This window comes from Longimicrobium sp. (assembly GCF_036399255.1).
In the GTDB taxonomy this organism is placed as follows: Bacteria; Gemmatimonadota; Gemmatimonadetes; order Longimicrobiales; family Longimicrobiaceae; genus Longimicrobium.
On the sequence record NZ_DASWNM010000120.1, the window covers coordinates 1 to 14072 of the forward strand.

Genomic DNA, 14072 nt, shown 5'->3' on the forward strand with positions numbered 1-14072 from the left:
CAGCAGGACGGACGCGCCGGAATCCTCCAGCATGTACGACAGGCGGTCCGCCGGATACTCGGGGTCCAGCGGCAGGTACGCGGCGCCGGTGCGCAGGACGCCCAGCAGCGCCGCCACCATCCGCGCCGAGCGCTCCGCGCAGACGGCGACCAGGCTTCCCCGCCCCGCGCCGCGCGCCCGCAGCGCCGCCGCCACGCCCGCCGAGAGCGCGTCCAGCTGTGCGTACGTCAGCGCGCCGTCCGCGCCTTCCACCGCCACCGCGTCCGGCGTCCGCGCCGCCTGCTCCGCGAACAGGCGGTGCACGGCGGCGAAGGACCAGTCGCGCTCCGTCTCGTTCCCCCGCTGGACGACGGCGGCGCGCTCGGCCTCGTCCACCAGCTCCAGGTGCGCCACCGGCGCGTCGGGCTCGGCCGTGGCGTGCCCCAGCAGGCGCGTCAGGTGCGCCACCATCCGGCCCACCGTGGCGCGCTCGAAGAGGTCGGTGGCGTACTCCGTCTCCACCCGCAGCCCGCCGTCGTCCTCGTCGTAGAGGTCGAAGGCCAGGTCGAAGCGGGCGGTGTCGTAGTCCACGTCCAGCGGCGCGATCTCGAGCCCGGCCAGGCGCATGGCCTCCACCCGGGCGTTCTGCAGCATCAGCGAGACCTGGAACACCGGGTTGCGGCTCAGGTCGCGGGGAATGCGCAGCTCCTCCACCATCCGCTCGAACGGGAGGTCCTGGTGGTCGAACGCCGCCAGCGTGGCCGCCTTCTCGCGCCGCAGGAGGGCGCGGAAGGTGTCCTCCGCCAGCACCTGCCCCCGCAGCGGCAGCGTGTTGACGAAAAAGCCGATCAGCCCCTCCGTCTCGGCCCGCGCCCGTCCGGCCACCGGCGCGCCGATCACCACGTCCTCCTGCCCCGACCAGCGCGCCAGCACCACGCGCAGCCCCGCCAGCAGCACGGCGAAGGGCGTCGTTCCCTCCTGCTGCGCCAGCGCGCGCACGCGGTCCGCCAGCGCCGGCTCCACCCGGGCGTGCACCACGCGCCCGCGGTGGCGCTCCGAGGGCGGGCGCGGGTGGTCGGTGGGCAGCTCCAGCGCGGGCGGGGCGCCGGCCAGCGCCTCGCGCCAGAACGCCTGCTGCTTCCGCAGCGTCTCGCCCGTCAGGTGCTCGCGCTGCCAGAGCGCGTAGTCCGCGTACTGGAGGGGAAGCGGCGGTAGCGGATCGGGCGCGCCGGCCTGGAACGCGGCGTACAGGGCGCCCAGCTCGCGCGCCATGATCCCCAGGCTCCACCCGTCGGCGATCACGTGGTGCAGGCACAGGATCAGCACGTGCTCCTCCGACCCCAGCCGCAGCAGCCGCGCGCGGAAGAGCGGGCCCGTGACGAGGTCGAACCCCGTGTTGGCGTCCGCCTGCACCCGCTCCACGACCACCGCCTCGCGCGCCTCCGCCGGCAGCCCCGAAAGGTCCTCCACCGGCAGCGGCACGGCGGCGGGCGGGTGGATCACCTGCACCGGCGTTCCGTCCGCGCCCTCCGCGAAGGTCGTCCGCAGCGACTCGTGCCGCGCGCGCAGTGCGTCCAGCGAGCGCTCCAGCGCGGCCACGTCCAGCACGCCCGCCAGTCGCAGCGGGCGCAGCAGGTTGTAGGCGGCGGTGCCGGGCTCCAGCCGGTCCAGCACCCACAGCCGCTGCTGCGAGAACGAGAGCGGCAGCGCGCCGCCGCGCGGGCGGGGCGCCAGCGCGGGGCCCGCGGCCTGCGCGCGCGCCAGCTGCATCCGCAGCTCCAGCAGGCGGCGCTTCTCGGGCGTCAGCCCGGCCAGGCGGCTCTGCAGGTCCGTCATCGCGCGCCTCCCGCCACCACCGCCGATTCCGCCTCCAGCATCGCCAGCACCTGTTCGTCCGAAAGCTCGTCCAGATCGTCCAGCAGCTCCGCCATCGCGGCCAGCTGCGCCATCTCCACCGCCTCCGCCATCCCCGCCAGCGTGGGCGCCTCGAACACCGCCGCCAGCGGCAGCTCCACCCCCAGCGCGTCACGCACCCGCGTCACCACCTGGGTGGCCAGAAGCGAGTGCCCGCCCAGCTCGAAGAAGTTGTCGCCCAGGTACACGCGGTCCGCCCGCAGCACCTCGGCCCACACCGCGGCCAGCGCGCGCTCCACCTCGGTGCGCGGCTCCGCCGGCGGCGCGCCGTCGTCGCGGCGCGGGGCGGGCGCGGGAAGGGCGCGGCGGTCCACCTTGCCGTTGGGCGTCAGCGGCAGCGCGTCCAGCGCCACCACCGCCGAGGGAAGCATGTACGCGGGAAGCTCCGCCCGCAGCCGCGCCCGGACCCGCTCCGGCAGGTCGTCCACCGCCCCCGGCGCGGGAACCACGTACGCCACCAGCCGCCGCTCGCCGGGCACGTCCTCGCGCACCTGCACCACGCACCCCGCCACGGAGGGATCGCGCTGGAGGACCGCCTCCACCTCGCCCGGCTCGATGCGGTAGCCGCGGATCTTGACCTGCTGGTCAATGCGGCCCAGGAACTCCAGGGTGCCGTCCGGCCGCCAGCGCAGCCGGTCGCCGGTGCGGTAGAGGCGCGCGCCCGGGGTGGCCGAGAAGGGATGCGGCACGTAGCGGGAGGCGGTGAGCGCCGGCGCGTGCAGGTAGCCGCGGGCCAGCCCCTCGCCGCCCACGTACAGCTCGCCGGGGACGTCCACCGGCACGGGGTTAAGGTGCGCGTCCAGCACGTACGCCGTGGTTCCGGCGATCGGCCGGCCGATGGGGATGGAGGCGCGCTCCGCGTCCTCCGCGTGGATGCGGTGGCAGCAGGAGAACGTGGTGTTCTCGGTGGGCCCGTAGCCGTTCACCAGCCGCAGCCCGGGATGCGCCTCCATCACCCGGCGCACGTGCGGCACCGAGAGGACGTCGCCGCCCGCCAGCAGCTGCCGCAGCCCGCCCAGCGCGGGCAGGTTCGCGTCCACCATCTGGTGAAAGAGCCCGGCCGTGAGCCACGCGGCGGTCACCCCGTGGCGCGCGATGAACGCACCCAGCGCGTCGGGCGTGGGCAGCTCGGGGGGATAGATGGCCACGCGCCCGCCGTTCAGCAGCGCGCCCCACAGCTCCAGCGTGGACGCGTCGAAGGCGACGGGGGCCAGCTGCAGCCACGTCTCGTCCGCCCCGAAGCGCGCGTAGTCCGTGTCCCGCACCAGCCGCAGCACGGCGCGGTGGGGCACCGCCACGCCCTTGGGCCGCCCCGTGGACCCGGAGGTGTAGATGACGTACGCCGCCCCGTCGGCCCCCGCGTCCACGCGCGGATCGTCCGCCGGCTCCGCCGCGATGGCGTCCGCGCCGGCGTCCATCGACACCACGCGCAGGGCGTCCGCGGGAAGCGTGTCCGCCAGCCGCGCCTGCGTCAGCGCCACGCGCGCGCCGCAGTCCGCCAGCATCATCTCCACGCGGCCGCGGGGGTACTGGGGGTTGATGGGGACGTACGCGCCGCCCGCCTTCAGAATCCCCAGCACCGCCACCACCAGCTCCGGCGAGCGGTCCATCGCCAGCGCCACCGGCTCGTCCGCCCGCACGCCGATGCGGCGGAGGTGGTTCGCCACTTGCGACGAGCGCGCGTGCAGCTCGCCGTACGCCATCGTCCCCCCGTCCCACGCCAGCGCCACGCGCGAGGGGTCGGCTTCCGCCACCCGCGCGAACTCCGCGTGGAGGGTGGACGCGTGCGGGTGGACGCGCGCCGCGCCGCTCCAGCGCTCCGTCAGCGTGCGCCGCTCGCCGCCGTCCACCAGCTCCACGCGCGATGCGGGGCGGTCGGGATCGGTGGCGACGCCCTCCAGCAGGTGCAGGTACAGGCGGATCATCCGGTCCGCCGTCTCGGGCTCCCACAGGTCGGTGGCGTACTCCAGCCGGCCGCGCAGCTGCTCGCCCTGCTCCTCCATGTCCAGGAACAGGTCGAACTTGCTGGTGCCGCTGTCCACCGGCTCCAGCCGCATCACCAGCCCGGGAAGCCGCAGCGTCTCGGCCGGCTGGGCCAGCAGCGCAAAGGCCACCTGGAAGAGCGGGTTGTGGCTCAGCGCGCGGTCCGGCTGCACCGCCTCGACCACCCGCTCGAAGGGGAGGTCCTGGTGCGCGTACGCCTCGAGCGTGGTCTCGCGCACGCGGCGGACGAGCTCGCGGAAGGTGGGGTCGCCCGACAGGTCCGTCCGCAGCGCCATGGTGTTGACGAAAAAGCCGATCAGCCCCTCCACCTCGCCGTGCGTGCGCCCCGCGATCGGCGAGCCCACCACCACGTCGTCGCGGCCCGACAGGCGGTGGATCAGCAGGTCGAACGAGGCCAGCATCACCATGAACAGCGTGGCGTCCGTCTCCCGCGCCAGCGCCCGCAGGCGGGCGGCCAGCGCGGGGCGCACCTCGAAGCCGCGCGTCTCGCCGCGGTGGCTCTGCACGGCGGGGCGGGGGCGGTCGGTGGGCAGCTCCAGCACGGCGGGCGCCCCGGCCAGCCGCTGGCGCCAGTACGCCAGCTGCGCGTCCAGCGCGTCGCCGTGCATCCACTGGCGCTGCCACTCGGCGTAGTCGGCGTACTGCAGCGGCAGCTCGGGGAGCGGCGAGGCCTCGCCCGCGCGATAGGCCGCGTACAGCGCCGCCATCTCGCGGAACAGCACCTCGATCGACCAGCCGTCGCCGGCCACGTGGTGCAGGTTCAGCACGAGCGCGTGCTCCGCCTCGCCCACGCGCACCAGCAGCGCGCGCAGCATCAGCTCGCGCCGCAGGTCGAAGGGGTGCTCGGCCTCATCGGCCATCAGCCCCAGCACCTCGCCGCGCGCCCAGTCCTCGGGAAAGGCGCGCACGTCGGCCACCTGCAGGGGAAAGGCGCCGGGGGCGGGATGCACCACCTGCCACGACCCGGAGGCGTCCGCGCGGAAGGTGGTCCGCAGCACCTCGTGCCGGCGGACGATCTCGGCCAGCGCGCGCCGCAGCGCCTCCACGTCCAGCACCCCCTTCAGCCGCACGGCGAAGGTCAGGTTGTAGAACGGGCTCTCGGGCTCCATCTGGTGCAGGAACCAGAGCCGCTGCTGCGCGAACGAGAGCGGCACCGGCCCCGCCCGGCGGGAGGCGACCAGCGGGGCGTGCGGCATGCGCAGGGCCTTGCCGCGCGCCGCGTCCACCGCCGCCGCCAGCGCGGCCACGGAGGGCGCGTCGAACAGCGCGCGGACGGGCAGCTCCACCCCCAGCCGCTGGCGGATGCGCGACAGCACCTGCATGGCCAGCAGCGAGTGCCCGCCCAGCGCCCAGAAGTCTGCGTCCGCGCTCACCCGCGAAAGGCCCAGCACCTCGCCCCACGCCCGCGCCACCGCCCGCTCCGTGTCGCCGCGCGGCTCCGCGAACCCGGGAAGGGGCGGGTCCAGCTCCGCCGGCGCGGGAAGGGCGCGGCGGTCGATCTTGCCGTGCGCGTTCAGCGGCAGCGCGCCGACCAGGACCAGCGCGGAGGGGACCAGGTAGCCGGGAAGCCGCTCCCGCATCCACCCGCGCAGCCCGGCCTCGTCCACGCCCTCCGCGCGCGGCACCGCGTACGCCACCAGCCGCACCCCCGTCCCGTCGAACTCGCGCGCGATCACCGCCGCCTGGGCCACGGCGGGGTGCCCGGCCAGCACGGCCTCCACCTCGCCCGGCTCCACGCGAAAGCCCGCGATCTTCACCTGGTCGTCCACGCGCCCCAGGAACTCGATCTCGCCCGCCGCGTTCCACCGCGCGCGGTCGCCGGTGCGGTACATCCGCGCCCCCGGCCGTGCCGCGAAGGGATCGGGGACGAAGCGCTCGGCCGTGAGCCCCGGCCGCCCCAGGTACCCCCGCGCCACCCCCGGCCCGCCGATGCACAGCTCGCCCTCGTCCGCGACCTCCAGTTCCGGCGACAGCACGTACGTCCGCGCCTCGCCCAGCGCCCGGCCGATGGGGATCTCGCCGCCCGCGTCCCCCGCCGGCTCGTGCACCGTGGCGGTGACCGTGGTCTCGGTGGGGCCGTAGCCGTTGATCCACCGCACCCGCGCGTCCACCCGCCCGCGCCACTCCGCCAGCGCCGCCGCCCGCGCCTTTTCGCCGCCCACGACGGTCAGCCGCACGGACGGCGGCAGCGCGCCCTCCGCCGCCGCCAGGTCCGCCACCCACGCGTGCCAGAAGGCGGTGGGAACGTTGAGGACGGTGATGCCCTCGCGCGCCAGCCACGCCATGAACGCCGCGCCGTACCCCGCCGCCGACTCGGGGCGGAAGACCACCGTCCCCCCCGCCGCCCAGGTGGGAAAGATCTCCTCCACCGAGATGTCGAAGCCGATGGACGTCAGCTGCGCCGCGCGGTCCGCGGAGGTGAGGCCGTAGCGCTCCACCACGGCCAGGTTGTGGATGCCGAGCGCGCCGTGGCTGATCCCCACCCCCTTGGGCCGTCCCGTGCTGCCGGAGGTGTGGATGACGTACGCCAGCGCCTCGGGATGGGGGTCGTCCTCCAGGTCGCGCGCGTCCTCGCGGGCCAGCAGGCCGCAGTCCAGGTGAACTTCGAGCAGGCCGACGCCCGCGTCCGCCACCGCCGCCCGCGTGGCGCCGGTGCACAGGACCAGGGACGCGCCGGCGTCATCGAGGACGTAGCGGATGCGCTCGGCGGGGTAGGCGGGGTCCACCGGCACGTAGGCGGCGCCGGCCTTGAGCACCGCCAGCAGGCTCACGGCCAGCTCCGGCCCGCGCTCCATCGCCACCGCCACGCGCGCGTCCGCCCCCGCGCCGCGCCGGCGAAGAAGGCGCGCCAGCCGGTTGGCGGCCGCGTTCAGCTCCGCGTACGAAAGCGACGCGCCCTCGAACGCCGCGGCGGGCGCGTGCGGGGTGCGCCGGGCCGCCGCCTCGAACAGGCGGTGCGCGAACGCCGGCCCGCGCCCCGCCGCAAAGGCGAGGCGCCCCGCCGGCGACGACGCCGCGGGTTCGCCCGATGAGATGAGCCTGGAGGTCGCGATCATCGCGAGAGCGTAAAGGGCCGGAGCACCCGGACCGCCGCCCGCCGCCTCCCCGCGCGTGTCGCGGGGCCGGCGCAGGCGATCAGTCCCTTACGGGCCGCGGAATGCACAGTGGGGAAGCAACGCGCCCGGAGACAGAGACGGCGCGTGCCGCACTCCCTCCCCGGGCCTTCTCCGCCCCCGCACCGCGCCCCGCTTCAGGCGGAGAATCTAATGCAGTTGCAGCGGGAAATGTAGTCTCTTCCGTGTCAGAATACCACATGTGCGCAAGGCGCTACGCCGTGCACAGGTGGATAAACGCTGGTGTTTGCTGGTATTTACGGGACTGTGCGCTCGCCTTCACCGCCGGATGTGTACACGTGCGGTGGCGATAAATGCTCGCTTTTTAGCACCCTCTGCTGCGTGTTCCGTAGCACCTTTCCGTACGTTTGCGACAGGACGCGCAACGCATTGAAAGTGGAAGAAAGGGAGCGTTCCTGGACGGGGGCACGGAGAAATTCCGCACCCAATACGCCAAGACGGGAAAACTACAGACTCGCGAGGATGCCGTGCAGGTCGGCGGAGAGGGTGCGCAGGGTGGCTGCGCGGTCGTCCTGCAGGTAGAAGTGGCCGCCGGGAAACATGCGCATCACGAAGGGACCGCCGGTGTGGCGCTCCCACCCCTGCAGCTGCGCGCGGCTCACCTTGGGATCCGACAGGCCGCCGTAGGCGGTGATGGGGCACTCCAGCGGCGGCTCTTCGCGGTGAAGGTAGGTTTCGTGGATGGCCACGTCGGCGCGCATCACGGGGAGCAGCAGCGACAGAAGCTCCTCGTGCTCCAGCACCACCTGCGGCAGCCCGCCCAGCTCCTTGAGCTCGGCCAGGAACGCGTCGTCGGGGAGGTGGTAGGTGGGTGCCCGGTCCGAGGGCAGGTCCGGTGCGCGGCGGCCCGAGGCGAACAGGTGCACGGGCCCGGGGCGGCCGCGCGCCCGCAGCACGCGCGCCAGGTGAAAGCCGATCAGCGCGCCGTTGCTGTGCCCGAACACCGCGAACGGCAGCGTGTGCACGGACGCCAGCACGTCGGCCAGCGCCTCCACCAGCGGCTCCAGCCGGTCGAAGGGGCGCTCGGCCACGCGGTTCTCGCGTCCCGGCAGCTGCACCGGCATCACCTCCACCTCGGCCGGCAGCGCGTCGGCCCAGCCGCGGAACGCCGACGCGCCGCCCCCCGCGTGCGCAATGCAGAACAGGCGCAGCCGCGCCCGCGGGGCGGGCCGGGGGCGGGTGATCCAGCGGGCGGCTTCGGTCGGGTTCACGGGCGGTGGTGGCGCGGGTGAGAGCGGTGTGATGAGGGGACAGGTTACAGGGGACAGGGGACAGCGGGCAACAGCAGGGGAGAGGGAATAGGGAATAGGGAACAGGGGACAGGGGACAGGGAACAGGGAACAGGGAACAGGGAACAGGGGACAGGGGACAGCCAGCAACCACGACGCCACCCGATGCCGTAAACACGGCGGCCGGCGGATAACGCATCCGCCGGCCGCACCTGTAACCTGTAACCTGTAACCTGTCCCCTCTACGCCCCGGGGCCCCCCACGTCGGCCGGGGGCGGCACGGGGGGCGGATCGCCGTGGCCCGAGCCGTAGTATCCGCCGTTGCCACCGATGGAGTCGGGCAGGGCGTCCAGCACCGGCGCGGCGGCCGGCTCCAGCGGCTGCGCGGCGTCCCGGCCGCAGGCGGCCAGCGCGGCAAGCACCGGCAGGACCATCGCGGCCGCTCTCCATTGCACTCTCATGCTTCTCTCCTGCGGGACTGCGGGCCGCGGCTCCACGCCACCTGTGGATCACGGCGCCGGACGGGTGATTGGCAAAGATAGATCAATCGTGGCGATCAGTACTCTATGCGCCATTGCAGGGAACCACAATACCCGCGGCGTCCCGTTCGTCCCACGGGGGATGCGGACGGACCTCCTTGCCCGGCGGAGCGCCGCGCCGCAAAATGGGCTCCCGCGGAACGGACGCCGAGCAACGGAGAAAGATTCCCAGATGCCGCGCAACTGGCTGATGAAGAGCGAGCCGGGCGTGTACTCCATCCACGACCTGCGCCGCGACGGCGGCACCGGGTGGGAGGGCGTGCGCAACTACCAGGCGCGCAACTTCATGCGCGACGACGCCAAGCCCGGCGACCGCGTGCTCTTCTACCACAGCAACGCCGATCCGCCGGGCGTCGCCGGCCTGGCCCGCATCGGGCGCGCCGGCTACCCCGACCCCACCGCCCGCGATCCGAAGAGCGACTACTTCGATCCCAAGGCCAGCGACGAGGACCCGCGCTGGTACACGGTGGACGTGGAGTTCGTGGAGGCGTTCCCCGCCATCGTCTCCCTGGACGCGCTGCGGGGCACGCCCGGGCTGGAGAAGATGCTGGTCATCAACAAGAGCCGCCTTTCCGTCCAGCCCGTCACCGACGACGAGTACGACATCGTCGTCCGCCTGGGCCGCGGCGCAAAGGCCGGGTAGCCGACCCGCTCAAAAGACAGGGCCTCACACAGAGTCAGCAGAGTCAGCAGAGTTTTCTCGTGCCGTTCCCTCGTGCTTCTGTCCGAGGAGACACCGTGGACGAACTCCGTTGACTCTGCTGACTCTGTGTGAGACCAATCTTTTCGTTGTTACGCCACGACCCTTGGACGCGAGACGAGCGGAGCGGCCGTGACGGGGCGCGTCTCGCGGGCCGGGCGCGCGGGAACGGCCCAGTCGGGAAGTTCGGGCGGGTCCCAGCGGAAGGGCTTCTGGTCCTTGGTGCGCCCGCGGAACCGCCCGCGCTCGTTGATGATCGCGAAGGTTTCTTCCAGGCCGTACAGGTAGCGCCCGATCCCCCACTGCACCGCCGCGCGCTTCATGGCGCCGCTCAGGCCGCCCTTTACGCCCTCGACGTCGGTGTTCTCGGCGCCGTCCCACTTGGTGACCCATTCCTCGCCCACGCGGATGGAAAGGCCGCACATCACGCCGCCGTCCGGGCCCGGGCGAAACTCGTTGCGCCAGTTCTCGGGCCCCACCACCTCGTCCAGACGCATCTGGATGGCGCGGTTGGTGACGTACGGCACCGCGATGGCCCACACCCGCCCGTTCTTTTCGCCCGCCTGCTGAATGCGCCACTCGAGGGCGTCTCCCTCGAAAAAGTCCTGCAGCGCCTTGAAGTTGATCTCCGACATCGCGCCCTCCCCTGTCGCTTGCCCCCGCTTTGCACCCGGGATGGTACCCTTATCTTCGGTTTATGTTCGGCATTCTTCCCGAACCTGTCAAGGTCCGGAACCGGTGTGTACGCAAGATGTCGGGTGTGGACAGGAGGGGAGTGCGGGAGTGCGGGAGTGCGGGAGTGCGGGAGTGCGGAAGTGCGGAAGTGCGGAAGTGCGGAAGTGCGGGAGTGCGGGAGTGCGGAAGTGCGGGAGTGAGATCCGTCCGCGCCGGCGGGGGCCCTCACCCGCTCGCCTAGGCTCGCACCCTCTCCCGCAAGCGGGAGAGGGTATATGCGTCGGCGGGCTGAAGGGTGCTTCGGAGGATTGGGAGCGGGATGGTGGGCCGCCCCCCTCCCCGGCCCTCCCCCACAAACTGCGCGGGGGAGGGTGACGCGCCCGACGAACTGTCCGGAGCGGGATCGAATTCTCCTCTCCCCCATGGGGTTTATGGCCGAGAGGCCGGGAGAGGGGGCCGCCCGCCGCCGTGCCCGAAGCCAGTCGCAGCGGGATCGAATTCTCCCCTCTCCGTGAGGAACGAACGGGGAGGGGCCGGGGGAGGGGCACCCCGGCGGGCGCAGCTCGATCCCGTTCGACGAGCGAATCACCCCTTCACCCCTTCACCCCTTCACCCCTTCACCCGCTCACCCGTTCACGAATCCGGCACGTTCCTCCGCAGCTCCTCCAGCCACACCGTCGCCTCCGAGTCGCTCGGCGCCCGCCAGTCGCCGCGCGGAGACAGCGACCCGCCCGACCCCACCTTGGGCCCGTTGGGCATCGCCGAGCGCTTGAACTGGCTGGTCTTGAAGAAGCGCCACAGGAACACCTCCATCCACCGCTTGATGGTCGCCAGGTCGTACTGGTTGCGCTTTTCCGGGGGCAGCAGGTCGCTCCAGGTGCCGCGCCCGCGGTCGCCCCACGCGTGGTGCGCCAGGTACGCCACCTTGCTGGGCCTGAAGCCGAAGCGGGTGACGTAGTAGGTGTTGAAGTCCTGCAGCTCGTACGGCCCGATGGTTCCCTGCGTGCTCTGCGCGGGCTGCGACGTGTCGTCGCCCGCGTCGGCCGGCACCAGCTCGGGCGAGATCTCGGTGTCCAAAATGGCCTGCAGCACCGCGCCCGCCTCGTCCCCGAACTGGCCGCTGTGGATCACCCAGCGGATCAGGTACTGGATGAGCGTCTTGGGCACCGACCCGTTGACGTTGTAGTGCGACATCTGGTCGCCCACCCCGTACGTGGCCCACCCCAGCGCCAGCTCGCTCAGGTCCCCCGTCCCCAGCACCAGGCCGTCGTGGAAGTTCGCCAGTCGGAACAGGTGGCTGGTCCGCTCCCCCGCCTGCACGTTCTCGAAGGTCACGTCGTACACCGGCTCGCCCGCGCCGTACGGGTGGCCGATGTCGCGCAGCATCTGCAGCGCGCTGGGGCGAATGTCGATCTCCTGCGCCGTCACCCCCAGCGCGCGCATCAGCTTCCAGGCGTTGCTCTTCGTCCCCTCGCTGGTCGCGAAGCCGGGCATGGTGTAGGCGAGGATGTTCGTCCGCGGCAGCCCCAAGGCGTCCATCGTCCGCGCCGCCACGATCAGCGCGTGCGTGGAATCCAGTCCGCCGCTCACGCCGATGACGATCTTCTCGATCCCGGTGCTGGACAGGCGCTTCATCAGCCCGTGCACCTGGATGTTGTACGCCTCGTAGCAGCGGGCGTCGCGCTCCGCCGGGTCGTCGGGCACGTAGGGAAAGCGCGCCACGTCGCGGATCAGCGGGATCTCGCCTTCGGGGATGCGGAACTCGAAGGGGATGCGGCGAATCCCCTCGATGCGCTCGCGGTGGTCGGCGACGTTGTCGTGAAAGAAGGTCAGCCGCGAGCGGTCCTGCGCCAGCCGCTCCAGGTCCACGTCGGCCACGATCATGTGCGGCTCGGGCGCGAACCGCTCCGACTCGGCCAGCAGCTCGTTGTTCTCGTAGATCAGCGCGTGCCCGTCCCACGCCAGGTCGGTCGTCGATTCACCCGGCCCCGCCGCGGAGTACAGGTACGCCGCCACGCAGCGCCCCGACTGCCCCGCGCACAGGTCGCGGCGGTACTCGGCCTTGCCCACGGTGATGTTGCTGGCGGACAGGTTGGCCAGCACCGTGGCGCCGGCCAGCGCCGCCCAGCTGCTGGGGGGGATGGGCGTCCACACGTCCTCGCAGATCTCCACGTGCAGCGCGAACCCCTCCACGTTCTGCGCCTCGAACACCAGGTCGGTGCCAAAGGGGACCACCTGCCCCGCCACCTGCACCTCGGTGAACGGCGACTCGGCCGCGCGGGTGAACCAGCGGCGCTCGTAGAACTCGCGGTAGTTGGGCAGGTACGACTTGGGGGCGATCCCCAGGATGCGCCCGCGGTAGATGACCACCCCGCAGTTGAACAGGTGCGCCCCGAAGCGCAGCGGCGCGCCCACCAGCAGGATGGGCGTCATCCCCACGCTCTCGCGCACCAGCGTCTCCAGCGCCGCGCGCACCGCGTCCAGCAGGGCGTCCTGCTGAAACAGGTCTTCGCAGGTGTAGGCGCTCAGCCCCAGCTCGGGGAACAGCGCCACCGACGCGTGCGCATCCGACGCCTCGCGCGCCAGCTGCAGCGTGTGCTCCAGGTTGAACGCGGGATCGGCCACGCGCACCGCGGGAATGCACACCGCCGCGCGGACGAACCCGTGGGAGTAAATGGAATGGAACGGTGCGCGCATCGCCTCTCCGCTAGTCCGGTCAGACACAGGAACCTGTGTACACGATACGGATTGCCCTACGCGGATGCCATGCCGGGGCGTCGGTCGCGCGGGAAATCGTGTCGGAATGCACCCGGATCGTAACGGAACCCCGCGGGATTCATTGCAAAATCCCGCCACGGGTTGAAACCCGCCACGGGCTAAAGCCCGCGGCTAAAAGGGCCACAAGCCCCGCCCTGGGCTCGCGGAGCTCGCCCGGCGGGGCTTCACCTGCTCGCGTTCGGAAGGCAGGGTGCGCGCGTACACCCCTCCCCCGGGGTTGCGGGAGGGGTCGACCGCCGTTGCGAGGAACGGGCAAAAGGCTGGTCGGGGGAGAGGGCCCCGCGGAAACGGACCGCCCCCCTTCACCCCTTCACCGATGCACCCAGCCGCGCACCTGCGCGTACGTCGTGGGGTCCTTGTAGAAGTCGCTGTGGCCCAGGCAGGCCGTCTGCGTGTTGGTGGCGCCGATGAGCGGGGTGCTGTTGTCGGGCTCGATCACGGCGTCGCAGGCGGACCACCACGTGGCGTAGCGGGGCGCGCCGGGCGTCTCGTCGGTCGCGTTCAGGCTCTTGAGAAAGGTGGAGTTCGGCCGCATCTCCACGCACGACGTGGTGGCGCACCCGTATGCCCAGGTGGTGCCGTGGTTGGGGCCGCCCAGCGAAACCCACGCGTCGATCTTCGCGTCCCCGCCCAGGTTTTTGGCGTAGTAGCGCGACGACAGGCCGCCCATGGAGTGCGTGATCACGTCCACCCGGGTGGCGCCGGTGGCCAGGAGAATGGAATCCACCCTGGTGCGGATCTGCTGCGCCGTGGTGGCGTTGCTCTGCGAGGTGTTGTAGCTCCAGTTCACCAGCTGCGCGTCCGTCCAGCCGTCGGCCTTGAAGCTGGCGATCATGGTGGTCCACACGCTGCCGCTGGAGTTGAACCCGTGCACGAACAGGATGGGGTGGCGCTCCGGTGCCGCCACGACGTTGCGGGCGCCGTCGGGCGCAAGGATTCCGGCGCGCTCGCAGCCCGCCAGCGCGAAAACGGTAAGCAGAACGGGAACGATGGACCTGCGCATGGGGAATGGCTCCTGGAGATGGGGAGGGTGACGATCGACGGCCGCGGAAGGCCCGCGGAAAAACATGCGTTTCCAGACGATTGTCACCCTCTCCGCGTCACAGGTGAGGGGGTGAGG

Annotated in this window: 7 protein-coding genes and 1 pseudogene; 1 reads left to right on the forward strand and 7 read right to left on the reverse strand. The window is 72.4% G+C overall.

Going from position 1 to position 14072, the window contains the following annotated elements; all coding sequences use genetic code 11:
- From VGC13_RS21850 to VGC13_RS21865, 4 genes are all read right to left on the reverse strand, one after another.
- A partial coding sequence (locus VGC13_RS21850; RefSeq protein ID WP_331127416.1) for a condensation domain-containing protein occupies positions 1-1815 on the reverse strand: 1815 nt, incomplete at its 3' end.
- Positions 1812-6953 carry an amino acid adenylation domain-containing protein gene (locus tag VGC13_RS21855; protein ID WP_331127417.1) on the reverse strand — a complete coding sequence of 1714 codons (5142 nt, stop codon included), beginning with the start codon at positions 6951-6953 and terminating at the stop codon, positions 1812-1814. The genes VGC13_RS21850 and VGC13_RS21855, both read right to left, overlap by 4 nt.
- 524 nt (positions 6954-7477) lie before the next feature.
- Complete coding sequence (locus tag VGC13_RS21860) at positions 7478-8242, reverse strand: thioesterase II family protein (protein ID WP_331127418.1); 765 nt, start codon at positions 8240-8242, stop codon at positions 7478-7480.
- A gap of 260 nt (positions 8243-8502) precedes the next feature.
- Positions 8503-8694 (reverse strand): hypothetical protein, encoded by a 192-nt coding sequence (locus VGC13_RS21865; protein WP_331127419.1) that lies wholly within the window; start codon positions 8692-8694, stop codon positions 8503-8505.
- Positions 8695-8971: 277 nt separating this feature from the next.
- Between VGC13_RS21865 and VGC13_RS21870 the strand changes: the two genes are divergently transcribed.
- A complete protein-coding gene (locus tag VGC13_RS21870) occupies positions 8972-9442 on the forward strand; it encodes an EVE domain-containing protein (RefSeq protein ID WP_331127420.1) in 471 nt (156 codons plus the stop codon).
- A gap of 218 nt (positions 9443-9660) precedes the next feature.
- Here the strand turns inward: VGC13_RS21870 and VGC13_RS21875 are convergent.
- The 3 genes and pseudogenes from VGC13_RS21875 to VGC13_RS21885 all read right to left on the reverse strand — a co-directional run.
- Positions 9661-10134: pseudogene (locus VGC13_RS21875) on the reverse strand (Rad52/Rad22 family DNA repair protein); the annotation flags it as partial.
- Positions 10135-10807: 673 nt separating this feature from the next.
- On the reverse strand, positions 10808-12871 hold the full coding sequence (locus VGC13_RS21880) for an NAD(+) synthase (protein ID WP_331127422.1): 2064 nt from the start codon (positions 12869-12871) through the stop codon (positions 10808-10810).
- Between the two features lie 391 nt (positions 12872-13262).
- Positions 13263-13955, reverse strand: coding sequence for a triacylglycerol lipase (locus VGC13_RS21885; protein WP_331127423.1), 693 nt, complete (start codon positions 13953-13955; stop codon positions 13263-13265).
- Positions 13956-14072 lie beyond the last annotated feature (117 nt).